Source organism: Vogesella aquatica, assembly GCF_028548455.1.
GTDB lineage: Bacteria > Pseudomonadota > Gammaproteobacteria > Burkholderiales > Chromobacteriaceae > Vogesella > Vogesella aquatica.
Map to the genome: position 1 here is coordinate 109968 of NZ_JAQQLF010000005.1, position 24257 is coordinate 134224.

22 protein-coding genes are annotated in these 24257 nt (G+C 61.8%); 7 read left to right on the top strand and 15 right to left on the bottom strand.

Annotated elements, in window-relative coordinates; genetic code table 11:
* Positions 1-22: 22 nt before the first annotated feature.
* The 10 genes from hfq to ndk all read right to left on the bottom strand — a co-directional run bounded on the left by hfq (position 23) and on the right by ndk (position 9346).
* The gene (gene hfq, locus PQU95_RS04665; protein ID WP_017508502.1) at positions 23-280 is read right to left on the bottom strand and encodes an RNA chaperone Hfq; all 258 of its coding nucleotides are present in this window, start codon (positions 278-280) and stop codon (positions 23-25) included.
* An 88-nt stretch (positions 281-368) separates the two neighbouring features.
* Entirely contained in the window at positions 369-1733 is a 1365-nt protein-coding gene (gene der / locus PQU95_RS04670; protein ID WP_017508501.1) for a ribosome biogenesis GTPase Der, read from the bottom strand.
* 10 nt (positions 1734-1743) lie between these two features.
* Entirely contained in the window at positions 1744-2883 is a 1140-nt protein-coding gene (bamB, locus tag PQU95_RS04675; protein ID WP_272750913.1) for an outer membrane protein assembly factor BamB, read from the bottom strand.
* 2 nt (positions 2884-2885) lie between these two features.
* A complete protein-coding gene (locus PQU95_RS04680) occupies positions 2886-3518 on the bottom strand; it encodes a YfgM family protein (RefSeq protein ID WP_272750914.1) in 633 nt (210 codons plus the stop codon).
* A 15-nt stretch (positions 3519-3533) separates the two neighbouring features.
* Positions 3534-4805, bottom strand: a complete 1272-nt coding sequence (hisS, locus tag PQU95_RS04685) for a histidine--tRNA ligase (protein ID WP_272750915.1) — start codon at positions 4803-4805, stop codon at positions 3534-3536.
* Positions 4806-4861: 56 nt separating this feature from the next.
* A complete protein-coding gene (ispG, locus tag PQU95_RS04690) occupies positions 4862-6136 on the bottom strand; it encodes a flavodoxin-dependent (E)-4-hydroxy-3-methylbut-2-enyl-diphosphate synthase (protein ID WP_272750916.1) in 1275 nt (424 codons plus the stop codon).
* Positions 6137-6142: 6 nt separating this feature from the next.
* Positions 6143-6979, bottom strand: a complete 837-nt coding sequence (locus PQU95_RS04695) for a helix-turn-helix domain-containing protein (protein ID WP_272750917.1) — start codon at positions 6977-6979, stop codon at positions 6143-6145.
* Positions 6980-7001: 22 nt separating this feature from the next.
* Positions 7002-7742, bottom strand: a complete 741-nt coding sequence (gene pilW, locus PQU95_RS04700; RefSeq protein WP_272750918.1) for a type IV pilus biogenesis/stability protein PilW — start codon at positions 7740-7742, stop codon at positions 7002-7004.
* Entirely contained in the window at positions 7742-8833 is a 1092-nt protein-coding gene (rlmN, locus tag PQU95_RS04705; RefSeq protein ID WP_017508494.1) for a dual-specificity RNA methyltransferase RlmN, read from the bottom strand. Before rlmN ends, pilW begins: the two co-directional genes overlap by 1 nt.
* Before the next feature lie 87 nt (positions 8834-8920).
* Positions 8921-9346 (bottom strand): nucleoside-diphosphate kinase, encoded by a 426-nt coding sequence (gene ndk / locus PQU95_RS04710; protein WP_147683833.1) that lies wholly within the window; start codon positions 9344-9346, stop codon positions 8921-8923.
* Positions 9347-9531: 185 nt separating this feature from the next.
* On the opposite strand from ndk, the gene PQU95_RS04715 reads away from it, so the two are divergent.
* Entirely contained in the window at positions 9532-10389 is an 858-nt protein-coding gene (locus PQU95_RS04715) for an SPOR domain-containing protein (RefSeq protein WP_272750919.1), read from the top strand.
* Positions 10390-10470: 81 nt separating this feature from the next.
* On the opposite strand, the gene zapE is transcribed toward PQU95_RS04715, so the two are convergent.
* From zapE to PQU95_RS04740, 5 genes are all read right to left on the bottom strand, one after another.
* Positions 10471-11628 (bottom strand): cell division protein ZapE, encoded by a 1158-nt coding sequence (gene zapE / locus PQU95_RS04720; protein WP_272750920.1) that lies wholly within the window; start codon positions 11626-11628, stop codon positions 10471-10473.
* Between the two features lie 43 nt (positions 11629-11671).
* Positions 11672-12568 carry a cysteine synthase CysM gene (gene cysM / locus PQU95_RS04725; protein ID WP_272750921.1) on the bottom strand — a complete coding sequence of 299 codons (897 nt, stop codon included), beginning with the start codon at positions 12566-12568 and terminating at the stop codon, positions 11672-11674.
* A gap of 227 nt (positions 12569-12795) precedes the next feature.
* A complete protein-coding gene (locus tag PQU95_RS04730; RefSeq protein ID WP_272750922.1) occupies positions 12796-14169 on the bottom strand; it encodes an esterase-like activity of phytase family protein in 1374 nt (457 codons plus the stop codon).
* Positions 14170-14320: 151 nt separating this feature from the next.
* A complete protein-coding gene (glyA, locus tag PQU95_RS04735; protein WP_017508488.1) occupies positions 14321-15565 on the bottom strand; it encodes a serine hydroxymethyltransferase in 1245 nt (414 codons plus the stop codon).
* Between the two features lie 124 nt (positions 15566-15689).
* Positions 15690-16796 (bottom strand): DUF2863 family protein, encoded by a 1107-nt coding sequence (locus PQU95_RS04740; RefSeq protein WP_272750923.1) that lies wholly within the window; start codon positions 16794-16796, stop codon positions 15690-15692.
* A gap of 787 nt (positions 16797-17583) precedes the next feature.
* Here PQU95_RS04740 and sbcB point away from each other — a divergent pair.
* The 6 genes from sbcB to PQU95_RS04770 all read left to right on the top strand — a co-directional run bounded on the left by sbcB (position 17584) and on the right by PQU95_RS04770 (position 24253).
* Entirely contained in the window at positions 17584-19008 is a 1425-nt protein-coding gene (gene sbcB, locus PQU95_RS04745; RefSeq protein WP_272750924.1) for an exodeoxyribonuclease I, read from the top strand.
* A 144-nt stretch (positions 19009-19152) separates the two neighbouring features.
* On the top strand, positions 19153-19923 hold the full coding sequence (locus PQU95_RS04750; protein WP_272750925.1) for a sulfite exporter TauE/SafE family protein: 771 nt from the start codon (positions 19153-19155) through the stop codon (positions 19921-19923).
* A 96-nt stretch (positions 19924-20019) separates the two neighbouring features.
* The gene (miaA, locus tag PQU95_RS04755) at positions 20020-20964 is read left to right on the top strand and encodes a tRNA (adenosine(37)-N6)-dimethylallyltransferase MiaA (protein WP_272750926.1); all 945 of its coding nucleotides are present in this window, start codon (positions 20020-20022) and stop codon (positions 20962-20964) included.
* Positions 20965-20992: 28 nt separating this feature from the next.
* Positions 20993-21505: a MarR family transcriptional regulator gene (locus PQU95_RS04760; RefSeq protein ID WP_017508483.1), complete on the top strand. Its 513-nt coding sequence runs from the start codon at positions 20993-20995 to the stop codon at positions 21503-21505.
* Positions 21506-21626: 121 nt separating this feature from the next.
* Complete coding sequence (locus PQU95_RS04765) at positions 21627-23030, top strand: efflux transporter outer membrane subunit (protein ID WP_272750927.1); 1404 nt, start codon at positions 21627-21629, stop codon at positions 23028-23030.
* A 38-nt stretch (positions 23031-23068) separates the two neighbouring features.
* On the top strand, positions 23069-24253 hold the full coding sequence (locus PQU95_RS04770; protein ID WP_272750928.1) for an HlyD family secretion protein: 1185 nt from the start codon (positions 23069-23071) through the stop codon (positions 24251-24253).
* Positions 24254-24257 lie beyond the last annotated feature (4 nt).

Consider the following 24257-nt stretch of genomic DNA (forward strand, 5'->3'; position numbering starts at 1 on the left):
AGCCTTGGGGTAAGACTAGGGATTACGCGTCTTGCGAGTCCGACTTGGCACCATGGTGCTCGTGCGGGATGTTCACTGGGCGGGCAGGAACCACGGTGGAAATGGCGTGTTTGTACACCATCTGGGTCACCGTGTTTTTCAGCAGAACCACGTACTGGTCAAACGACTCGATCTGACCCTGCAGCTTGATGCCGTTTACCAGGTAGATGGATACCGGTACGTGCTCTTTACGCAGGATGTTCAGAAACGGGTCTTGTAACATTTGCCCTTTGGCGCTCATTTTTGTTCTCCGATTCGATGCAGTTTTTGTAATTCAGTACAAGCGAGCTGGTGCTAACAGTCTTTTTAGCATAAAAAATTCCAGCAGACTATTTGAACCCCTTGTGGCGCAGCAAACTTACCTTGGTACCTGTCGCTTCGACCTCAAACGGGTTGCTGTTCGATTTGTATTGTACGCGCAGCGGTGTGCCTTGCAGGTGGAACGCCTTGCGGAACATGCCTTCCAGGTAACGGGTATAGCTGTCCGGAATCTTGTCCAGCGAGTTACCGTGGATCACGATAATCGGCGGGTTCATGCCACCTTGGTGGGCATAACGCAGTTTCGGGCGAACCTGGCCGGCACGTGGCGGCTGCTGGCGTTCGGTAGCCAGCTGCAGGATACGTGTCAGCTTCGGCGTAGGCAGCTTGCTCATGGCAGCTTTGTACGCTTCATCAATAGATTTGAACAAGTCACCCACACCACGGCCTTGCAGCGCGGAAATATAGTGGAACTTGGCAAAATCCAGGAAGCCCAGCTTACGCAGGATATCGCGTTTGATGGTGTCTTTCTGGTGCAGTTCCAGGTCTTCCCATTTGTTTACGGCTACCACCAGCGCACGGCCTGCTTCCAGCGCGAAACCAGCGATGGTAGCGTCCTGCTCGGAAATATCCAGCTGCGCATCCAGCACCAGCACCGCCACGTTGGCATCTTCCACAGCCTGGATGGTCTTGATCACCGAAAACTTCTCGATCGCCTCGTTCACCTTGCCACGGCGGCGTACACCTGCGGTATCGATAATGGTGTATTTGCGGCCATCGCGCTCAAAATCAATATAGATGCTGTCACGCGTGGTACCGGCCTGGTCGAAAGCGATGACGCGCTCTTCACCCAGCACAGCATTCACCAATGTGGATTTGCCCACGTTCGGGCGGCCGATCACCACAAATTTCGGGTGATGGGTTTTTTCTTCTTCCTCGGCTTCCGGGAAGTTTTCCAGCACCAGCTCTACCAGCTCGCGCACACCGTCACCATGCGAGGCAGAGATCGCCAGTGGCTCGCCCAGTGCCAGCTCGTGAAACTCGGCAGCCGCCATGGCATTGCTCACGCCTTCAGCTTTGTTTACCGCCAGGTAAACCGGCTGGTTGGACTGGCGCAGGCGGTTGGCAATGATCTTGTCCTGCGGCGTCAGGCCCACACGGCCATCCACCAGGAAAATGATGGCATCGGCTTCGTCCACGGCCTGCAGGGTTTGCCTGGCCATCTCGAACAGGATGCCTTCGTCCACCACCGGCTCGAAACCGCCGGTATCCACCACCAGATAAGGCTTGCTGGCACCACGGCCATGGCCATAGTGACGGTCGCGGGTCAGGCCCGGCTGGTCAGCCACGAGGGCATCACGGCTGCGGGTCAGTCGGTTGAAAAGTGTAGATTTGCCCACATTCGGGCGGCCCACCAGGGCAATAGTCGGTTTCATTGTGTACTACTTACTTCGTCAGCGCGGACAGGTTGCCATGGTTATCCAGCACGTAGGCCACGTCGCCGCTTACCAGCGGGCGTGGCACGGTGCCGTTTACTTTCAGGCTACTGCGGCCAACTATACGTCCATCAAGGGATGAAAGCAGATGTGCATAGCCTTCACCATCAATTACCAGCAATTGACCACCCAGCGTTACCGGGGCAGACACATTGCGGTAGCGGAAATCGTCCTGTTTCCATAGGTTGCGACCCGAGTCGGCATCAAATGCCCAGATCGCGCCATCTTCAGCCGTCACAACGACGGTCTTGCCATCCGACACCAAGCCACGGCTACTGCTCAGGTCGCGTGCCCATAGTTGCTGGCCGCCACGCGAATCGAAGCAGGCGACACGCCCCTGGTACGCTACCGCGCACACACGGCGGCCATCAAACATGGGCTGGCTTACCACATCGGTTACCCGCTCCAGCTCGCTGGCACCACGCGCATTGGCCACCACAGACTGCCACAGCTGGTCGCCACGCTCGGCGGCGTACGCTGCCACCTTGCCTGCCGCCTCGCCCACCAGCAGCACGTCGCTACCTTCCACCTTGATTTGCGGTGTGGTAGCACGCACGGTAAGCGGAGGCTGGGCCTGCCATTGCGTCCAGACCTGGCGGCCGGTTTTTACGTCGAAGCCAGACACACGCCCATCACCCGCACGCACGATCAATACCTGGCCGGCCAATTGCGGCGCTTCTGCCAGCAGGCTGGTAAGCGTTTGCTTCCATACCGGCTTGCCATCTGCAGCACTTACAGCGAGCAGCTCGCCACGATCATTACCCACAAACACCAAGCCATCATCTACCGCCACACCAGCTACCAGCGCCTGTTTCACATCCAGTGTATGCAGGGTTTTGCCGGTTTGCGCGTCCAGTTGCTGGATTTTGCCACTACTGCCAGCAACCCACAGCTTACCTTGTTCGATAGATGGGGAAAACAGGCCGCGATCGGCATCCGGCACACTGGCTTGCCACAACACCTTCGGCCCCGCAGACGCTTGCAAGGGTTTCAGCGGCGTAGGCTGATAGGCTGCTTCGCCTTCAAACCACGATGCGCAGCCCCCCAGCGCAGGCAATAGTGCAGCACACAGCAACAGTCGGCGCATCATGGTCAGCTCCCCAAAGAGTCAAGTTTGGCCTGGATAAACTCGCGTACCGGTGCTTCCGGGGCAGACTTGGCCAGCGCAGCCTTGTAGGCTTCGCGTGCACCGCCAATATCGCCACGCGCTACCAGTACGTCGGCCTTCAGGTCCAGGAACATGGCATCAAACGCTACCGGGTGCGCCATGGCCAGTTCGGCCAGAGCGGCATCGTACTGCTTTTCGTCCAGCAAAACGGCAGCCAGACGCAGGCGGGCAACGGCTTGCAAGGTGTCGTCTTTCTCTGCGTGCTCCACCACCCACTTCAGTTGGCCGCGGGCAAAACCCAGCTCTTTGCTGTCAAAGGCCAGCTTGGCCGCCAGCAGGGTACCGTTGGCCGCATAAGCCGATGCAGGATAGTCCTTTTGCAAGGCAGCTACGGTAGCCTTTACTTTATCCAGCTGGCCGGCCTGCAGTTGTTGCTCCAGCTGGCTGTATACCACCGCAGCCTGTTCGGCCAGGCTCTTCTGGTAAGCATGCCAGGCTTTGTAACCGATAAAACCCAGCGAAACTGCCAGTACAGCGCCGCCGATCAGCTTGCCCCACTGCGCCCAGAAGCCCTTGAGCGCGTCGATCTGTTCTTGTTCCTGCAGGTCGTAAGCCATGCGGCCCCCTTGTAATTAAGACTTGAAGCGGGAAACAGCAGCCACCACGTCGGCGGCAGCTACGGTTTCCTGAGCAGCCTCGGCACGCAGCGGCTTGATAGCCACTTGCGCGGTTGCCACTTCGTTTTCACCAATGATCAGTGCCACCAGGGCGCCACTGCCATCTGCCTTTTTCATTTGTGACTTGAAGCTGCCATCGCCCATGTTCTGTACAACGCTAAAACCGGCAGCGCGCAGGCTCTGCGCCAGCTGCATGGCGTAAGCAGCGGCGCCTGCGCCCTGGTTTACGATGAACACATCCGCACCACGGCGCGCTGGCAGCAGGCCTTTTTCGGCCAGCAACAGCAGCACACGCTCCATACCCATGCCAAAACCGATACCTGGCGCCGGCTTGCCACCCAGCTGCTCGATCAGCCCGTCGTAACGGCCACCGGCACACACGGTGCCTTGTGCACCCAGCTCGGTGGTCACCCACTCGAATACCGACAGGTTGTAGTAGTCCAGGCCACGCACCAGACGCGGATTCTCCACAAACGGAATGCCCAGCGCACTGATCATGGCTTTCCAGCCTTCGTAGTGTGCACGCGAGGTGTCGCCCAGGTAGTCGGCCAGGCGCGGCGCGTTGTTGGCCATGTCCTGCAGCGCGGGGTTCTTGGTATCCAGCACGCGCAACGGGTTGCTGTACAGGCGGCGCTTGCCGTCTTCGTCCAGGATATCGACGTGCTTTTCCAGGTAGGCGATCAGCGCTTCGCGGTGTGCGGCACGTTCCTCCTTGTTACCCAGCGAGTTGATTTCCAGCTGCACGCTAGCGGCCAACCCCAGGCGCTGCCACAGGTCAGCGGTCATGGCGATGATTTCGGCGTCGATATCCGGGCCGGCCATGCCCAGTGCTTCCACACCGATCTGGTGAAACTGGCGATAGCGGCCTTTCTGCGGGCGCTCGTGGCGGTACATCGGGCCCATATACCACAGCTTTTGCGTGGTGTTGTACAGCAGGTTGTGTTCTACCACCGCGCGCAGGGTACCGGCGGTGCCTTCCGGGCGCAGCGTCAGCGGGTCGCCGTTGAGCTTGTCTTCGAAGGAGTACATTTCCTTCTCGACAATGTCGGTCACCTCACCGATAGAGCGCACAAACAGCGGTGTCGGCTCCACGATAGGGGTACGGATATTGGCGTAGCCGTAGTCGTGCAGCCAGCCGCGCAAAACGGTTTCAAAGTATTCCCACTGCTGCGACTCTGCCGGCAGCACATCATTCATGCCACGCACAGCCTGTATTTTCTGGGCCATTCTCATACTTTCTTTTGCTTGATCATGTGCAGCGGCGGCCAACGCTGGCCACCGGCTTAAACCTGTTTGATGGGGATGGTGCGCGCTACCACCTCACGGCGCTTGGCGCCGCCCACGCCGTAGCGGGTATGTACGTAGTTTTCCACGATAGCCTTGAACTCCAGCGCGATATTGTCACCCTTGAGCGTCACGTCTTTCTGGCCATCCACATACACCGGTGCTACCGGTACCTCGCCAGTGCCTGGCAAGCTGATGCCGATATCGGCCAGCTTGGACTCACCCGGGCCGTTCACCACACAGCCCATCACGGCCACTTTCATGTCTTCCACGCCGGGGTACTGCAGGCGCCAGACAGGCATCTGCTCGCGCAGGAAGGTCTGGATGCTGTCGGCCAGCTCCTGGAAGAAAGTACTGGTGGTGCGGCCACAGCCAGGACAGGCGGTAACCAGCGGCGTGAACGAGCGCAGGCCCATGGTTTGCAGCAGCTCCTGCGCCACCACCACTTCTTTGGTGCGCGCCTCGCCCGGCTGCGGCGTCAGCGAAATACGGATGGTATCGCCAATACCTTCCTGCAGCAGCACGGCCAGCGCAGCGCTGGAGGCCACGATGCCCTTGCTGCCCATGCCGGCTTCGGTCAGGCCCAGGTGCAGCGGAAACTCGCAGCGGCTGCCCAGATCGCGGTACACGGTGATCAGGTCCTGCACATTGCTGACCTTGCACGACAGCAGGATCTGGTTGGCTGGCAGGCCCAGCTCCATCGCTTTGTCGGCGGATTCCAGTGCCGACACGATCAGCGCCTCGCGCATCACCACGTCCAGCGCCTTGGGGTTGGCCGCATGGCTATTCGCGTCCAGCATGCGCGCCAGCAAAGCCTGATCCAGGCTGCCCCAGTTCACGCCGATGCGCACCGGTTTGCCGTATTCGGCAGCGGTACGGATCATGTAGGCAAACTTGTCGTCGCCTTTGGCGCCCTTGCCCACGTTACCGGGGTTGATGCGGTACTTGCCCAGCGCGCGCGCGCAGTCCGGGTAGTCTTTCAGCAGGCGCTCGCCGTTAAAGTGGAAATCGCCCACCAGCGGTGCCACGCAGCCCATATCGTCCAGGCGCTGGCGAATCTCGGCTACACGCGCAGCAGCCTCGGGGCTGTTTACCGTGATGCGCACCACCTCGGAGCCGGCTTGCGCCAGCTCGAATACCTGCTGTGCCGTGGCAGCAGCGTCGGCGGTATCGGTATTGGTCATCGACTGCACCATCACCGGGTGCTCGGAACCTACCATCACATGGCCTACCGCTACCTGCAGCGTTTTACGGCGTTTGATCGTTGCGTCCATCTGTTATCAGTTCAATTCCAGTTTGGCGGTCGCACCGCGCGTCTTGTCTTTCAGATCTATCACCGCACCGTCGTAGCTCAACGCAACTTGGGCAGCGTTGCCAATTTTCAGCTTGAAGGGCGGTACACCACGCACCTCCTGGCTTTGGCCTGCGCTGATCAGGCCGTACACCAGTTTCTTGCCACTCGCGTCTACTACCGACACCCAGCTATCAGCACTGGCCTGCACCCTTACGGTTTTCTGGCCGGCCAGCGCTACAGGGGCTGAGGCCTGCTTGACAGGCTTCGGCACCGCTAGCACAGCACTAGCCGGGCTGGCACTTGCCACGGCAGAAGCAAGCGGTGCCACCGCGGCCACGACAGGCGCACTGGCAGGCCCGCTTTGCGGCGCACTGGCCAGGGCATCGCTGGACGCCTGGTGCAGCATGGGCGCCAGTTCACCCTGCGGCGCTACGGCCTCGCTACGACTGCCTTGCATTTGCCAGGCGACCACGGCTGCCACCAGCAAAACTGGCACCAGCAGCCACCATGGTTTGCCGCCACCGGCAGCGCGCACCTCGGCTGCTTGCGGCGGCGGTGCGCGGTCTGCCGGGCTGGTCGGGTACTCCTGTTCCAGCAGCGCCATCAGCGGTGCACTGTCCAGCTCCAGAAAACGGGCATAGTTGCGCACAAAGCCACGGACAAAGGTCGCGCCAGGCAGGCGGGCGAAATCCCCCGTCTCCATCCATTCGAGCTGGCGCAGGGAAAGTTTCAGACGGTCGGCCACATCGTGCAGGCTCAGGCCGCGCGCGATACGGGCATCGCGCAGCTGCTGGCCAATCTGTTGTGCAACGGAAGAGGTCATATCCTGGGCATGCTTCCTGGGATCAGGTCCCGCTCAAGAGCTGTTGGGTTTCTAGGCTATCCGGATGGCGGCTTTTCAGCAGGCCGGCCAGACGCTGCTCGGTAACCGCGTCTTTCTTGAGGCGCGCCAGCTTCACCCCGAGCAGCAACTCGGCCGGGCCAAAACGCTTTTCGTCCTTACCCAGCCGCTCAAAATAAAATTGTGCCAGCTGCGCATTACCGCCCTGCAAGGCCAGGCGCGTCAGCTCGCGTAGTGCCGATGCATCATTCGGTGCGCGGCGCAGAGCCTCCAGCAGCAGCTGGTTGGCCTCGTCATTGCGGTTCATCTGCCCCAGGCAGACTGCCTTGTTGATCAACGCTGTGTGGGGTGCAGAGAAAAACGGGTCGGCCAGCGCCTGGTCAAACCGCGCCAGCGCTTCGTCAAAACGGCGGCGATTGCACAGGAACAGCCCGTAGTTATTGTTGACTTCCGGATTACCCGCCTGGATGGATAAAGCCTTGCGGAAGGACGCTTCAGCCTCGCTATCCACACGCAGCTGCATGTAGATCAGCGCACGGGCCAGGTAGCCGGCCTGGAAGGTAGGGTCTACCGCAATGGCCTGATCGGCATTTTCCAGTGCTACGCGCATATTGCCGTAGCGCATGTATTCGATCGCGAGCTGGGCACGCATCTCGGCCAGTTCGCGCGGCGGGGCTGCGGCCAACGCCAACTGGGCAGCGCACAGCGCCACCAGCAAACCGGTCAGGATACGTGTTTTATTCATCAGCCTTTATCCTCTGCGATACGGATCCACTTTTCCTGGCGCCGCGTCTTGTCCTGCACCTGCCCGGCCAGCTGGCCACAGGCAGCATCGATATCATCGCCACGGGTTTTACGCACGGTCACGATAAAGCCTGCCTCTTGCAGGATTTCGCGGAATGCGCGGATAGCGTTATTGCTGGAACGATCGTAACCGGAATTCGGGAACGGGTTAAACGGAATCAGGTTGAACTTGCACGGCACATCGCGCACCAGGGCAATCAGCTCGCGTGCATGTTCCGGCCTGTCGTTCACCCCGTCAAGCATCACGTATTCAAAGGTAATGAAGTCGCGCGGCGCCTTGACCAGGTAGCGCTGGCAGGCTGCCATCAGCTCTTTTAACGGGTATTTTTTGTTCAGTGGCACGATTTCATCGCGGATGCGGTCGTTGGACGCATGCAGCGATACGGCCAGCGCTACCGGGCAGGCCTCTTTCAGGCGGTCCATCTGCGGCACCATACCCGAAGTCGACACTGTAACGCGGCGGCGGCTCAAACCGTAGGCGTGGTCATCCAGCATGATCTGCAGCGCAGATACCACGTTATCAAAGTTGGCCAGCGGCTCGCCCATGCCCATCATCACCACGTTGGAAACCACGCGCTCGTTGCGCGGGGTCACACCCATGGCCTTGTTGGCCCACCACAGCTGGCCAATGATTTCGGCGGTGCTGAGGTTGCGGTTGAAGCCCTGGCGGCCGGTAGAGCAGAAAGTGCATTCCAGCGCACAGCCTACCTGAGATGATATGCACAAGGTGCCGCGGTCATCCTCGGGGATGAATACGGTTTCCACACCATTGCCGGTGCCAACGTCCAGCAGCCACTTGCGGGTACCATCTTCGGATTCCTGCGACACCATCAGGTCCGGTATGCCTACCAGCGCCGTGTCGTGCAGCTTGGCACGCAGGCTTTTGGCGATATCGGTCATGGCGTCAAAATCGGCCTCACCCATCTGGTGCATCCAGCGCATGATCTGTTTGGCACGAAACGGCTTTTCACCCATCGCGGCAAAGTGTTCAGTCAGCTGGTTCAGGTTGAAGTCGAGCAGGTTGGTCTTCATGTGTATCTCGGATAAAGGCGGCCACCCTTGGGCAGCCGCCGGGTACAACTGGTTCCGCGTGCGGCCAGGGTTGGCCGCAAACGGCGATTAGCGTGCGGTTACTTCGGTAGCAGCAAAGAAGTAAGCGATTTCGATCGCTGCGTTTTCCAGGCTGTCGGAACCGTGAACGGCGTTAGCGTCGATGGAGTCGGCGAAGTCGGCGCGGATGGTGCCGGCGTCAGCTTTCTTCGGATCGGTAGCGCCCATCAGTTCGCGGTTCTTCAGCATGGCGTTTTCGCCTTCCAGCACCTGGATCATTACCGGGCCGGAGATCATGAAGGACACCAGATCGTTGAAGAAAGGACGCTCTTTGTGTACAGCGTAGAAGCCTTCGGCTTCAGCGCGGGACAGCTGTTTCAGCTTGGCGGCAACGATCTTCAGACCCGCGGTTTCGAAACGGTCGTAGATTTTACCGATTACGTTCTTGGCAACAGCGTCCGGCTTGATGATGGACAGAGTGCGTTCGATAGCCATACAAATTCTCCCAGTTTGCAAGTGAAATGGTTACACTTGGCATGCGCATTTCAGGCTTGCCAGTGACCCAATTTTGAGGAACCCGGCATTTTACCAGTGTTCACCAGCGTTTGCTGCACAGAATTTAATCAGCGATGAATCCATCCTCTCCCGATCCGCGCACCACTTCTGATTCCGCAACCGCCATGACCCCAGAGCTGAAGAAACGCCTGGCCATGGCGGCAGGCCTGGTGGCCATTGCCCTGGCCGCCATCCCGGTGCTGGACAGCATGTCCGGCAAAAAACCGGAAACCACGCCTACCAGCGTACCGGTCAGCTCAGGCCGCATTGTCAATAAAGAAGCCGCGTCCGAGCCTACGCTGGTGATCGCCCAGCTACCGGAAAGCAGCGCCCCTGCTGCCGCCAGCACCCCCGCCATCGCCACGCCATCACCGGCCACACCGGACCTGGGCAAGACCCCTGCGGCCAACCTGGGCCAAACCAGCCCGCTGCCCGCCACCGCCGCCCCTGCCACCCCTGCCATGGCCACCGCTACCCCGGCCGGCAAAGCCAGCAGCGCCAATACCGCACCGGCCAGTAACAAAGCGCCAGCAACGGCCACTGCCACCCCCCCAAGCAAACCGGCCACACCACCCGCAACCCCTGTCGCCGCCAAAGCCGCCGCACCTGCACCAGTAACGGCCCCGGCAGCAGCAGCACGCAGTAGCGGCAAGACCAGCCCGGTAGGCGAGGTCGAGCTGCCGCCAGCCGCAGCCCCCGTTCCGCCACAGGCGGCCAGCAAAGCCACCATGCCAACCCTGCCCGCCGTGAAAGCAGCCCCTGGCGGCGCCTCGCTGGGCTATCAGGTACAGCTGGGCTTGTTTGCCAGCCCGGGCAACGCGGAAAAACTGCTGGATGACCTGAAAAAGCGCGGCATCAACGCCCGCACCGAAACCCGCGTGCAACTGGGGCCGTTCAATACCCGCGCCGAGGCCGAAGAAGCCATGGCCAAACTGAAGGCACTGGGCTACCAGCCACTACTGGTACCGGCAGGCGCGCACTAGCCGCCGGCCAACCGCCAAACCGCCTGGCCAACAAAAAAGCCGCAGCACCCGCTGCGGCTTTTTACGTACCACGCCCTGCCGTCAGGTCTCGCTGACCCCTTCGCCAATCTTGAAGTTATCCACCAGGTGCGGCAGCTCCAGATAGGTGCGCGACTGCATCTCTGTCAGGCGGCTGGCGGTGCGGAAGAACTCGCTGGACTGGGTGCCCTCGGTGTAAATCTGCTCCGGCTCTACGGCGCTCGACGCCACCAGCTTGACGCGATGGTCGTAGAATACATCGATCAGCCAGGTAAAACGCCGCGCTATGGCAGCGTCGCGCGCGGCCAGCCTGGGAATATCGGACACGAACACGGTGTGGTATTCACTGGCGATTTCCAGGTAGTCGGTTTGCGCGCGCGGGCCATCGCAAATGGCCAGAAAGTCGAACCAGATCACGCCAGGCACGTGGCGCCTTAGCGTAATCTCGCGCCCCAGCACGCTTAGCACATGCGCTTCTTCCGGCGTGGCACCGGCCAGGCGCTCGAACATGGCCTGCATTTTTTGCTCTGCCTCTGCACCCGCCGGCACATGGAACAAAGGCTCGCGGGTGAGCTCGCGCAGGCGGTAGTCGTTGCCGCCATCCACGTTCAGCACGTCCAGATTGGCCTTGAGCAGCGCGATGGTGGGCAGGAAATTGCTGCGCATCAGGCCGTTGGGGTACAGATTATCCGGCGGGTAATTCGAGGTCATCACGCAAATGATGCCATGCGCAAACAGCTCACTGAACAGGCGCCCCAGTATCATGGCATCGGCGATATCGCTGACATGAAACTCGTCAAAGCACAGCAGCCGCACGTCTTTGGCAATACGCGCCGCCACGGTTTTCAGCGGATCGGCCTCGTTGGACACCGTGCGCAGCTGCTTGTGGATTTCCGCCATGAAGTGGTGAAAATGCACGCGGCGCTTGCGCTGGTACGGCACGCAGCTAAAGAAAGCGTCCATCAGGAAGCTCTTGCCCCGGCCTACCCCACCCCAGAAGTACAGGCCGCGCGGCACGTCCGGCTTGCGCAGGCTGCGCCCCAGGAAGCGATTACGCTTGCCCTTGAAGTCAACCAGCGCTTGCCACAAGGCATCCAGACGCTCGATTGCTGCTGCCTGGGCGGCGTCATGAATAAAGCCTTCTTGCTGGCTGGCTGCCTGATACCAGGCTTGCGGGCTCATGGAGCCATCGCTGGGTGGCGAAAACACGTGTTGGGACATAGTGGTATGGGTAAAAGTTGGCCGCATGCGGCCAACCTTGCGCTCAAGAAAATAGACCGGTGGAAAGATAACGGTCGCCGCGGTCGCAGACAATAGAAACAATCACGGCATTCTGTAATTGCTCGTTAAGCCGCAACGCCACCGCCAGTGCGCCACCGGATGAAGGGCCGGCCAGAATGCCCTCTTCGCGCGCCAGGCGGCGGGCGGTATCTTCCGCCGTTTGCTGGTCTACCAGCAACAGCTCATCAATGCGGCTAAAGTCGCAGATTTTGGGCAGGTATTCGTCCTCCCACTTGCGGATGCCGGGGATCTGGCTGCCCAGCTGCGGCTGCACGCCAATAATCTGGATGGCCAGGTTCTGCTGCTTCAGATACGCGCTGGTACCCATGATGGTGCCGGTGGTACCCATGCTGGACACGAAATGCGTCACCATACCAGCGGTGTCGCGCCAGATTTCCGGGCCAGTGCCTTCGATGTGCGCCAGCGGGTTATCCGGGTTGCCAAACTGGTCCAGGATGCGGCCAACCCCGGCAGCCTGCAGGCGGCGCGCCTCATCGATGGCGCCGGGCATCGACGCTTCCTTCGGCGTCAACACCACCTCGGCGCCGTAGGCACGCATGGTATCAACGCGCTCCTGGCTGGAGTTTTCCGGCATCACCAGAATCATCTTGTAGCCCATCATGGTGGCCGCCATGGCCAGCGCAATGCCGGTATTGCCGCTGGTGGGTTCGATCAACGTATCGCCGGGGCGGATGTCGCCGCGCGCTTCGGCATGGCGGATCATCGACAGCGCCGGGCGGTCTTTTACCGAACCGGCGGGGTTATTGCCTTCCAGCTTCACCAGCACCACATTGCTGCTGTTGCCGGGCATGCGCTTCAGGCGCACCAGCGGGGTGTTGCCGACGAAGTCTTCCAGGTATTTGAATTCAGGCTGGGTCATGATGCTCTCCTCGTTGGCCGCATTATACGGGCGCCGCGCCGGCGCTTCGCCACCCCGCCAACCCCCAGCGCCGGCCAAAACAGCATTTATACTTTTAAATCAATTATTTGCACAAAAAATGTGCTTTGTAATATTAAGCTCTGTTCTTATAACCGGATTGCAAGCCGCCGCACGCAGCAAGGCCCGCTTGCCGGGGCAAGCGGGCCTTGCTGTTTCGCGATAACCAATTACTGCAGCAGCTCTTTCAGCGGCTTTTGCAGGGTAATCAGCCACAGCTGCGTGCTTTCACCGTTGGCCGCCACCCCCAGGCTGGCACCGGCTTGCGCCCGCCCCTGCTTGTCTACCAGCTTGCCGTCGGCCACGCGCAGCTCGTCCAGCTTCAGGCTGCTGCCGCGCAGCTCGCTGGCCACGCCAAAGTCGTTATCGTTGATCACCGCCAGCGTGCTGCCATCCACCAGGGCCAGACCTTCGCTTTTTTCTGCCGTCCAGCCCAGGGCGCGCAGGTCGATCGCGGTTTTCTTGCGCACCGGCTGCACACCGGCCGCGGCCAACGCTGCGGCGTCGCCATACTCCAGTGCACGGCCGTCGGCCAGCTGCTTGCCGCTGATGTCGGTCGCAGCAGCCAGATCCAGCAGCACGATGTCGTTATGCATGCGCTTGTCTTTGTCCTTGCCCTGCTCGATCACGGCAAACTGGGTGTCGGACAACGCCACGATGTCACCCAGCTTCATGTCGCCGGTTTTCTTGAAGTGCGCCGATACCGGGTAGGCAAACTGGCGCACCGCGCCGGTCTTCGGGTCCAGCTCCACTATGCGGGTAAACAGCGCGTCGTTGCGGGTCTTGCCATCCACATCCAGCGTACTCTGCACGATGGCCACCACCTTGCCGGCCGGCGTTACCGCCACACCTTCAAAGCCACGGTTGGGCTGGCGTGCGGCCAACTCTGCGGGCAAACCCTGACCTGGCGCGTAGCGCTGCAGGATCTCGCCGCTCTTGCCGTCCACCTTCACGATGAAGGGACCGTACTCATCCACGATCCACAGGTTGCCGGCGGCATCCACATCGATGCCTTCCGGGTCCAGCCCGCTGGCGTCATACGCCAGCGCGGCCAACTGCTCGCCCAGGCCCAGCTCGCCACTGGCGCCCACCTGCCCCGGCGCAATCGGGCGGCCGCTAATCGGCTTGCCGTTCTGTTTCAGCGGCAGCGTTTTGGTCACCTCGGCTTTTTCGGCCAGCGACACGCGCAGCTGGGTGATGGTGGGGGTGTAATCCGGCACCGCAAATACCTTGCTGGCGCGCTTGCCCTTGCCATCCGCCACATCTGGCGAATCGACATTGGGGCCGCGGTCGGTCAGCGACCAGAACTCCAGCGCCGAGGTGGCTTTCTCGTAGCCCTTGAAACGCAAGCCGGACCCTACCGCCAGCGGCAAGCCCTGCGGGAAGGCGGCCTTGGCCGCGCCCGCGTAGGGCACCATCGGCGTGGCCACTTCGTAACGCTCCAGCGCGGCGATGTTCGGCTCGCGGGTTTCCAGCAGGGTAAACGGCTCGGCCAGCGCAGGCAGCGCCGCACCCAGCAGCAGGGGCAAAAGCAGACGTTTCATGGTGCATTCCATCCGGCGTGAGTGTGATGCGGCCAACTTATAACAACCAGGTGACAAAACCGTGACAGCAAGACGGCGCAAAAAAACACCGCGCTTCTGGCGAAGGCGCGGTGCTGTACACACAACAGCCACCCGCAGGCGGCCGCGATGATTACTTGGCGTATACCGGGAAGCGGCGAGCCAGCGCGGTAGCCTGCTCGGCTACGCGGGCCAGTACGGCGTCGTCGTTCGGGTTATCCAGTACGTCGGCTACCAGGTTGGCCACGATGCGGGCTTCTTCTTCCTTGAAGCCGCGGGTGGTGATGGCCGGGGAGCCGATACGGATGCCGGAGGTCACGAACGGGCTTTCCGGGTCATTCGGGATGGCGTTCTTGTTCACGGTAATGTGCGCTTTGCTCAGGGCAGCATCGGCAGCCTTGCCGGTCAGGCCTTTCGGGCGCAGGTCCACCAGGAACACGTGGCTCTCGGTACGGCCGGAGATGATGCGCACGCCGCGGGCAGCCAGGGTTTCAGCCATGGCGGCAGCGTTTTTCAGTACCTGCTCCTGGTAGGTCTTGAATTCCGGTTGCAGCGCCTCTTTGAAAGCCACGGCTTTACCGGCGATAACGTGCATCAGCGGGCCGCCTTGCAGGGTCGGGAATACGTTGCTGTTCAGCGACTTCTCGAACTCGGCCTTGGCCAGGATGATGCCACCACGCGGGCCGCGCAGGGTCTTGTGGGTGGTGGAGGTCACGAAGTGGGCGTGCGGTACCGGGTTCGGGTACACACCGGCTGCTACCAGGCCAGCGTAGTGGGCCATGTCGACCATGAAGTAGGCGCCTACTTTGTCGGCGATTTCGCGCATGCGGGCCCAGTCAAAACGCAGGGCGTAAGCGGAAGCACCGCCGATGATCAGCTTCGGCTTGGTTTCCAGCGCCACGCGCTCCATGTCGTCGTAGTCGATCTCTTCGTTTTCGTTCAGACCGTAAGCCACGATGTTGAACATCTTGCCGGACAGGTTGGCCGGGGAACCATGGGTCAGGTGACCGCCGTGGCCCAGGTTCATGCCCATGATGGTGTCACCCGGCTTCAGGATGGAGAAGTACACCGCCTGGTTGGCTTGCGAACCGGAGTGCGGCTGCACGTTGGCGTACTCGGCGCCGAACAGCTGCTTTACGCGGTCGATGGCCAGCTGCTCTACCACGTCCACATGCTCGCAACCACCGTAGAAACGCTTGCCCGGGTAGCCTTCGGCGTACTTGTTGGTCAGCTGGGAGCCCTGGGCTTCCATGACGGCCGGGCTGGTGTAGTTTTCCGAGGCGATCAGCTCGATGTGATCTTCCTGGCGCACAACTTCTTCGCTCATGGCGGCAGCGAGTTCCGGGTCGTACTGGGCAATCTTGATATCTGCAAACATCGTCGACAATTCCATCAAAGGGTTATGGATGAAAAAATTCTAGCGCATTACGGCCACCGGCCGAAATGAACAAATGGCGAAGAAACAATGAATTGCATTCATGTTCCTTCGCCACGCTGTTGTCTTACTGCAGGGTCTGGCTTACCGGCCAGTCGTCTGCGGTGAAAAACAGCGGGATGCCATCGCGGCTTTCCGGCTGCACATCCGGCACCAGCCGCACATCGCTTACCTGGCACTCGGCCATCAAGATGCGGAAACTGGTTTCGATCTGGCCGACTACATCCTGTGCTGCCAGCGGCCACACAAAACCACCCCAGTCTTTTTCGTTACCCGCGGCCGACACGGTAAAGTGCAGCTCGCCATTATCGTGGGCGGACACTACCGCCACCGGCTCCTGCCCCTGGTCGCGCAACAGGCGGATCTGGCTGCTGGCAAACACCTGCAGCGCCACCTCCAGCCGGGCATGGTTGGCCGCAGCAATAGCCTGCATCAGCGGCATGGGCGGGCGCGGAATCGGGAACAGCGTCACGCCGTCGGTTTTGAGCTGGTCGCCCAGAAACTTCATCAGCGGCACGCCCCAGGCACCCACACTGCCACCCAGCTTCACCGGCGCAGGCGCGCCCTCTTCCTGGATGGCCACGCCCAGCAGATAGCGCAGGAACACGCCCTCGTCCTTGGCGGTGATGGCTGCTGCCGGCAGCTCCAGCGGCAGGCCGCGGGCCGCGTCGGCCAGTTGGCGGGTATAGCGGTAAATCTGTGCCGATGAAATGTCGACAATGGAATCCGGGTGCAGCAGCTTGCCAGACAGGAACACTTCTGCGCCCTGGGCAAACAGGCCGTGCTGGCGGAACAAACCATTCAGGCCGTCCACATCGGCAATGCGCTCTGGCAGCGTCACCTTGTTCTTGCTGCCCACCACCAGCACTACCGGCACAGCAAATACCACCGCGTGGCGGCCAGCATCCGGGCACTCGGCGGCATCGCGCAGGGCATCCCACAGGATCTGGTAGGTTTGCTGCGACGTGACCATCGCCAGCGCTACCGACAGCGACAACAGCTCTTCACGTTCCAGCATTTCCGACAAGGCGGCTCGCAACGAGTCCTGCCACATGGCACGGTCGTCTTCGCTACGTGCCGTCGCAATGGACTGCGCGTAGTGGATCAACATATTGGAAGGGGAAGATTCGGGGTACTGGCGTGGATCGGGCAAAACGGGGCTTAAATCGCTCATTGCTGACAACCGGTGGGATGGGCAAAACCGTATTTTCGCACAGCCGGGCAGCGAGGGCGAGCCTGTAACCGGTGCAAAGTGCAGATTAGCGCGGGGGCATGGCAGACCCGCCGGGCCAAATCAGGCTCACCCTGCCGCCGCTTGCCACTACACAGCAACAACAAGCAAGCGCTCGATTTTCACCTTCGAACATTCAATGTATCCTATGCGCGACGAAATGTTATATTTTTTGCGCTTTTGTAAATTGTATACATTGACACCCTGCGGTGTGATCCGGATAATCCGTTCTCGTTGAGATGCAGCAATTGCTTCTTGATAGTTTCTCCTCTATTTCTCCTTTGTAGACTTGGCGCGGGCATCAAACCCCGCGCATTTTTTTTGCCTGCCGTTCGCGCACTGGCAAATCAGCCACTTAGCCCTACCCCGCACCAACACCCCCTGCGCCAGTACCATCACCACCTGCCATTACCACCTGCCGGCACCCTGCCAGCCATCTGCAGCCGTCTGCATGAACCATACCCCGAACAAGCTCCGATAAAACGGCACCCGCTTTTTCTCGCTACGCCAAAAGCATGTTCACATCAACGGGCAACACGATTCGATTTTGTTGTAAAACGAAAAAAGCCGAGCTTGCAAACGCAAACCCGGCCCAAGGAGTACAACATCAGGGGGCGTGAACACCGTGGTGCCACGGTGGCTTTGAAACCCTAAACACGCCCAAGTTCCACACCGCTTGGCCACCGGGGCGCACGGTGGGACAATCGCTTTTTATGCCGCGCCGCCCGCCATGACCCAAACTACTTTTTTCTGGCACGATTACGAGACTTTCGGCGCCGTGCCACGCAGCGACCGCCCGGCACAATTTGCCGGCATTCGTACCGATGGCGAGCTGAACGAAATCGGCGAACCGGTCATGCTGTACTGCAAACCGGCACCGGACTTTCTGCCCTCGCCGGAAGCCTGCCTGCTTACCGGCATTACGCCACAACGCTGCGCCGAGCTGGGCGTACCCGAGCACCAGTTTGCCGCCGCCATCGAGCGCGAGCTGGGCCAGCCCGGCACCATTGGCGTCGGCTACAACTCGATTCGCTTTGACGACGAAGTGACGCGCTACCTGCTGTGGCGCAACCTGAAAGACCCGTACGCGCGCGAATGGCAGCACGGCTGCAGCCGCTGGGACCTGCTGGACGTGGTACGCACGACTTACGCGCTGCGGCCGGAAGGCATCCACTGGCCGCGCCACGACACCGGCCTGCCCAGCTTCAAGCTGGAGCACCTCACAGCGGCCAACGGTCTGGCGCACGAGGCGGCACACGACGCCCTGTCCGACGTGCGCGCCACCATCGCGCTGGCGCGGCTGATCCGCCAGCGCCAGCCCAAGCTGTTCGACTTTTGCCTGGACCTGCGCAAAAAAGACGCGGTGCGCCACCAGCTCAGCCAGCACGCCCCACAGCCGCTGGTACACGTGTCCGGCATGTTTGGCAGCGAGCGCGGCAATGTGGCGATTGTGTGGCCGATTGCCGACCACCCGAGCAACAAGAACGAAGTACTGGTGTGGGACCTGGCGCACGACCCGCGCCAGCTGGCCGGGCTGTCGCCAGAAGACATCCGCCTGCGCCTGTTTACCCGCAGTACCGATTTGCCGGCAGGCGTCAGCCGCCTGCCGCTCAAGAGCATCCACATCAACAAATCACCCTTTGTCTGCAACAAGCTGGCGGTACTCAGCGACGCACGCGCCGCCGAGCTGGGCATAGACAAGACATTGGCGCTGCAAAACGCCGCCCACGCCGCCACCCTGCCCGACCTGACACCGGTATGGAAAGCCGTATTCCGCCGCGAAGCCGGCGAGGTGCCCGATGTCGACGAAAACCTGTACGGTGGCTTTGTCAGCTACAACGACCGCCGCATCCTGAACCGTCTGCAACAATTGTCGGCGCCCGAGTTGGCCGCAGAACGCCCCGCGTTCGAAGACAGCCAGCTGACGCGCCTGCTATGGCGCTACCGTGCACGCAACTTCCCGCACAGCCTGAGCCCGGAGGAGGCGCAGCACTGGCAGCAATGGTGCAGGCAAAAGCTGGATAGCGGCCAACCTGGCGGGCGCAGCCATGCCAGCTTCCAGCAAGAGCTGGCCGCCCTGGCCGCCACCGCCACGCCAGCCCAGCAAGCCATCCTGCAAGCCCTGCAAGACTGGGCAAGCCAGCTGCCGCAATAACCCCCCGCCGCCAGCTAGCCATGAGGTCGTTGGCGGCAGCCTTCTTTATTCATTTTCTGAATAACTAACCATGAAATTCGTCTAAAGGCGCATAAGACCATCGGTTAGCATGGCCCCTTATCTGTCAATACCGAAGGGTGCCCCATGGACTTGGGCTATGTGATTGCAGGCTTGGTTGTCGGCTTTATCGTTGGCCTGACCGGCGTGGGTGGCGGCTCGCTGATGACCCCCATCCTGCTGTGGTTCGGTATCAATCCGGCCACAGCCGTGGGTACCGACCTGCTCTACGCCTGTATTACCAAGATGGGTGGCGTATGGGTACACCACAAGCAAAAGCACATCGATTGGCACATCACCCGCCTGTTGGCGCTGGGCAGCGTGCCCGCCGCACTACTGACCGTGGCCGTGCTGCACTTCCTGCAGCTGGAAACCGCGCACGTTAACAAAGTCATCAAGGTCACGCTGGGCTTTGCCCTGATGCTGACCGCCGTTGCCATCCTGTTCAAACCCTTCATCCTGAAACAGCTGGCGCGCATCAGCCCGCCGCGCCCGGAAGGCTACGTACCAGTGAAGGCCACCATCGCCACCGGCGTGGTACTGGGCGTCATCGTGACGCTCAGCTCGATCGGTGCCGGCGCACTGGGCACGCTGGCCATTTTTGCCCTGTACCCGCTACTGCCTACCGCCCGCCTGGTGGGTACCGAAATCGCCCACGCGGTACCGCTTACCCTGGTAGCCGGCCTGGGGCACGCCAGCATGGGCAATATGGACTATGGCTTGCTGGGCCAGCTGCTGGTGGGTTCGCTGCCGGGCATCTGGATGGGCAGCCACATGACCCGCCGTGTGGCCGAACAATGGCTACGCCCCGCGCTGGCCATCATGATGGTATTGATCGGCGCCAAACTGGTGATGTAATGCCAGAAACAGACAGCAAAAAGCCGCCCCGGGCGGCTTTTTCTTTTGGCGCCTTGTGCGACAATAGCGCCCTTCCATTTTGCTCCTGGCTACCCGATGACTTCTCCCCACCGCGCCATCCTGCTGATGGGCCCCACCGCTTCCGGCAAAACCGGCCTGGCACTGGCGCTGGCGCAACGCTTCCCGGTAGAAATCATCAGCGTGGATTCCGCGCTGGTTTACCGCGGCATGGACATTGGCACTGCCAAGCCCACCGCCGCCGAAATGGCCAGCTGCCCGCACCACCTGATAGACATCATCGACCCGACCGTGTCGTACTCGGCGGCGCAGTTTCACGCTGACGCCAACCGCCTGATAGCCGACATCTGCCGCCGTGGCCGTATCCCGCTACTGGTGGGCGGCACCATGCTGTACTTCAAGGCGCTGATGGAAGGCCTGTCCGACCTGCCGCAAGCTAACGCCGCCACACGCGCGCAGCTGGAAGCAGACGCCGCCCGCCTGGGCTGGCCGGCGATGCACCAAAGGTTGGCCGCAGTCGACGCCGAAACCGCAGCGCGGCTGGCCCCCAATGATGCGCAGCGCATCCAGCGCGCGCTGGAGGTCTACCTGCTCAGCGGCCAACCCATGTCGCAGCTGATGCGCCAGGGGCGCGACGATGCCGCCAGCTTTGCCACGCTGCGCCTGGCGTTGCAGCCCACCGACCGCGCCTGGCTGCACCAGCGCATTGCCCTGCGCTTCGAACAAATGCTGGCGCAAGGTTTTCTGGATGAAGTAACGCAGCTACGCCAGCAGTACCCATCGCTATCGCTGGATCTGCCGTCCATGCGCTGCGTCGGCTACCGCCAGGCCTGGGAATACCAGGACGGGCTGTACGATATGGCCGAGCTAAGCTACCGCGGCATTGCCGCCACCCGCCAGCTAGCCAAACGCCAGCTTACCTGGCTACGCAGCATGCCGCAGAATACCCCGCTAGACTGCCAGTCTGCCGACTTGCTCACCCCGGTAGCACAGCAGGTGGAAGCCTGGCTGGCTGCTTGTTAAAATTAGTAACGCACGTTACCATATTGCCATGTCCGAATACCCTACCTGCTGCAATAGCTTCATCCCGTGCGAACAAGCCGTGGACACCATCTCGCGCAAGATGCCCGGCGCCCCGCGCGAAGAAGTGCTGCTCACCCGGCTGTTCTTTCATATCCAGCCCTACCTTACCGGCTACTTCAACGAAACGCTGAAGTGCCACGATATGAACGAAACCACGTGGATGGCGCTGATGGTGCTGTACTCGCGGCCAGAGCAGCGCATCAGCCCGTCCGAGTTATCGGATGCGCTGGCGTTTTCGCGCACCAACGCCACCCGCGTGGTAGACGACCTGTGCCAGCGCGGCATGATGCAGCGGCTGCCTTCGCAGGAAGACCGCCGCAAGACCGAGCTGATCCTCACCGAAAAAGGCCTGGCCTTTATCGCCATGGTCATGCCGGAACAGCGCCAGCGCATGCGCGAGCTATGGCAGGATTTCAGCCCCGAAGAGCGCGCCCTGCTGGATGGCATGCTGCGCAAGCTCTTGCGCAAGGTAGGCGGCTGATACATTCTGTTTCATACAGATTGGAAGCATTTGCAATAGTATTGCCTTGATTAAGATAGAGCCGGCTCGTGTAAAACGGCCGGTTTTTTGACGCCCAACTAGTAACGCAGGTGATAATTACATGCGTAACATCAATACCCGCATGCCCCCCCTGGCCGTACTGCCACTCAGCCTGCTGCTGGCCAGCTGTGCCACGCCGGATGTGGCGCCGCCCTCCGCCAGCCTGCTCAGTGCAGAAACCCTGGCCGTGCAAGCGGCCAACCCGCACATTGCGGCCAACTGGTGGTCGGCCATGAACGACCCGGTACTGGACAAACTGGTATCGGTGGCACTGGCACGCAGCCCGCGCCTGACCATGGCCGATGCCAAGCTACGTGCCGCCCGCGCCAGCAGCGACAGCGTTGCCAGCAGCGATGGCCTGCGCGTCAACGGCAGCGCCAGCTTTACCCGCGAACGCAGCTCCGAATACGGTAACAACCCGCCCGCCTACCGCGGTATCTATACCAACCTGGAAACACTCGGCCTGGACATCAGCTACCGCTTCGATTTCTGGGGTAAAACCCGCGCCCAGCTCGCTGCTGCACGCGGCCAGGCCCGTGCCACCGAGCTGGAAGCCGACGACGCACGCCAATGGCTAGCCTGGGCCGTGAGCAGCCAGTATCTGGAGTGGCGCGCTGCCCAGCACGCCCTGCAGCTGCTGCGCGAGGATCTGTCCCAGGCCGAAGCGCTGCTGCAAAACAGCCAGACGCGCAGCAAACACGGCCTGGCCGCGCCGGAAGAGCTGGCGCAGCTGCAAGCCCAGCTGGCTGAAAGCCGCGAGCGCCTGGCCCGCGCCAGCCAACGCGAAGCGCAGGCCAGCCACGCACTGGCCGCCCTCACGGCACAAGCACAAACCAGCCTGGCCCAGCTGCCCGACGCCCCGCTGCCGCAATGGCAGCTGGACAGCAGCCAGTACAGTACCGCCATGCTGGGGCAGCGTGCTGATATCCAGGCGGCCCGCGAGCGCGTAGAAGCCGCTAGCGCCACGATGCGCGCCGCACGTGCCGACTTTTACCCCGATCTGCGTATCGGCAGCCTGGCCGCACTATCGTCGGCCGAGCTATCCAATTTGCTGGACCCCGGCGCCCGCCTGCTGCGCTTTGCCCCGGCGCTGACGCTACCCATTTTCAGCAATGGCGAGCTGAATGCCCGCCTGTCCGGCCGCACCGCCGACTACGAGCAAGCCGTGGCGCAGTACAACCAGACGCTGCTGGCCGCCATCCAGGAAACCGCCGACCGCAGCAGCCAGCTACACAACCTGAACCAGGCCGAAAGCCAGGCCCAGGCAGCCCAGGCCGCGCGCCACGAAGCCGCACGCGTACTGCAAGCTCGCCTGCAAAGCGGCCTGGTATCGCGCAGCCAGTGGCTGGCAGAAAACCGCCGCTACACGCAGGCCCGCCTCACCACACTCGAAACCCGTGCCCAACGCCTGCAAGCGCAGGCCGCACTGTTGCGTGCGCTGGGTAGCCAGCGCGCCGCCAGCTAAGCGCTGCGCTATCGAAAGGACAAAACATGGAAAACACGATGGACCAACAGCAGCCGAACGCCCGCCGTACCGCCCTCACCCGCCTGACCCTGGCGCTGGCTTTGGCCGGCCTGGCCGGCGGTGCCTACTGGTTTGTGGCACTGCGCCATCACCAAAGCACCGACGATGCCTACGCGGCAGGCAACCTGATTCCCATCTCCGCCCAGGTGGCAGGCAGCATCCGTGCCGTTCACGCTGACGACACCCACACCGTGCAGGCCGGCGATGTACTGGTGAGCCTGGACAAAAGCGATGCCACCCTGGCTCTGGCCCGCGCCGAAGCCGACCTGGCCCAGGCGGTACGCCAGACCCGCCAGCTGATTTCGGTGAGCGGCAAGGCCGACGCGGTAGTGACCCAGCGCGAAGCCGACCTGGCCCGCGCCCAGGCCGACGCCACCCGCAGCGCCGGTGACCTGGCACGCCGTGAGGCCGCTGCCAAAGAACAAGCCATCGCGCAAGAAGAAGTCCAGCACGCCCGCGATGCGGCCAACGCCGCCCGCGCCCAGCTGGCGGCCGCTACGGCCGCGCTGAATGCCGCGCGCGAAGACCAAAAAGCCAGCCGCGCCCTGGTACTGGCCGATAGCGCAGAGAAACAACCCGCCGTCGCCCGTGCTGCCGCCGCCGTACGCGAAGCCTGGCTGGCCCTGTCGCGCACCGAGATTCGCGCCCCGCTGGCCGGGCAAATCGCCCGCCGCAGCGCCCAACCCGGTGCCCGTATAGCCCCTGGCACCCCGCTGATGGCCATCGCCGCGCTGGATAGCGCCTGGGTGGATGCCAACTTCAAGGAAGTACAGCTGCAAGACCTGCGCATCGGCCAGCCGGTAGAGGTGCACGCCGACCAGTACGGCGACGATGTGACCTACCACGGCAAAGTGGCCGGCCTGGGGGCAGGCACCGGTAGCGTGTTCTCGCTGCTGCCGGCGCAAAACGCCACCGGTAACTGGATCAAGGTGGTACAGCGCGTGCCGGTGCGCATTACGCTGGACCCGGCCGAGCTGAAAGCCCACCCGCTACGCCTGGGCTTGTCCATGCACGTCAGCGTGGACACCAGCCAGCAGGATGGCCCCTTGCTGAGCGCCGCTCCCAAAGCCGCGCCAGTACTGGCGACCAATGTATTCGACGGCAAACTGGCCGAAGCCGACCGCCGCGTAGCGCAAATTGTTGCGGCCAACATCGGCAAATAAGGAG

Bases quoted from the DNA above. Each gene is read 5' to 3' on its own strand.
- rlmN (WP_017508494.1), bottom strand. From the start codon at position 8,833: ATGAAGACCAACCTGCTCGACTTCAACCTGAACCAGCTGACTGAACAC.
- PQU95_RS04770 (WP_272750928.1), top strand. From the start codon at position 23,069: ATGGACCAACAGCAGCCGAACGCCCGCCGTACCGCCCTCACCCGCCTG.
- zapE (WP_272750920.1), bottom strand. From the start codon at position 11,628: ATGTCCCAACACGTGTTTTCGCCACCCAGCGATGGCTCCATGAGCCCG.
- ispG (WP_272750916.1), bottom strand. From the start codon at position 6,136: ATGGACGCAACGATCAAACGCCGTAAAACGCTGCAGGTAGCGGTAGGC.
- PQU95_RS04765 (WP_272750927.1), top strand. From the start codon at position 21,627: ATGCGTAACATCAATACCCGCATGCCCCCCCTGGCCGTACTGCCACTC.
- der (WP_017508501.1), bottom strand. From the start codon at position 1,733: ATGAAACCGACTATTGCCCTGGTGGGCCGCCCGAATGTGGGCAAATCT.
- bamB (WP_272750913.1), bottom strand. From the start codon at position 2,883: ATGATGCGCCGACTGTTGCTGTGTGCTGCACTATTGCCTGCGCTGGGG.
- glyA (WP_017508488.1), bottom strand. From the start codon at position 15,565: ATGTTTGCAGATATCAAGATTGCCCAGTACGACCCGGAACTCGCTGCC.
- cysM (WP_272750921.1), bottom strand. From the start codon at position 12,568: ATGACCCAGCCTGAATTCAAATACCTGGAAGACTTCGTCGGCAACACC.
- PQU95_RS04695 (WP_272750917.1), bottom strand. From the start codon at position 6,979: ATGACCTCTTCCGTTGCACAACAGATTGGCCAGCAGCTGCGCGATGCC.
- sbcB (WP_272750924.1), top strand. From the start codon at position 17,584: ATGACCCAAACTACTTTTTTCTGGCACGATTACGAGACTTTCGGCGCC.
- PQU95_RS04730 (WP_272750922.1), bottom strand. From the start codon at position 14,169: ATGAAACGTCTGCTTTTGCCCCTGCTGCTGGGTGCGGCGCTGCCTGCG.
- PQU95_RS04715 (WP_272750919.1), top strand. From the start codon at position 9,532: ATGACCCCAGAGCTGAAGAAACGCCTGGCCATGGCGGCAGGCCTGGTG.
- hfq (WP_017508502.1), bottom strand. From the start codon at position 280: ATGAGCGCCAAAGGGCAAATGTTACAAGACCCGTTTCTGAACATCCTG.
- PQU95_RS04740 (WP_272750923.1), bottom strand. From the start codon at position 16,796: ATGAGCGATTTAAGCCCCGTTTTGCCCGATCCACGCCAGTACCCCGAA.
- pilW (WP_272750918.1), bottom strand. From the start codon at position 7,742: ATGAATAAAACACGTATCCTGACCGGTTTGCTGGTGGCGCTGTGCGCT.
- hisS (WP_272750915.1), bottom strand. From the start codon at position 4,805: ATGGCCCAGAAAATACAGGCTGTGCGTGGCATGAATGATGTGCTGCCG.
- ndk (WP_147683833.1), bottom strand. From the start codon at position 9,346: ATGGCTATCGAACGCACTCTGTCCATCATCAAGCCGGACGCTGTTGCC.
- PQU95_RS04680 (WP_272750914.1), bottom strand. From the start codon at position 3,518: ATGGCTTACGACCTGCAGGAACAAGAACAGATCGACGCGCTCAAGGGC.
- PQU95_RS04760 (WP_017508483.1), top strand. From the start codon at position 20,993: ATGTCCGAATACCCTACCTGCTGCAATAGCTTCATCCCGTGCGAACAA.
- miaA (WP_272750926.1), top strand. From the start codon at position 20,020: ATGACTTCTCCCCACCGCGCCATCCTGCTGATGGGCCCCACCGCTTCC.
- PQU95_RS04750 (WP_272750925.1), top strand. From the start codon at position 19,153: ATGGACTTGGGCTATGTGATTGCAGGCTTGGTTGTCGGCTTTATCGTT.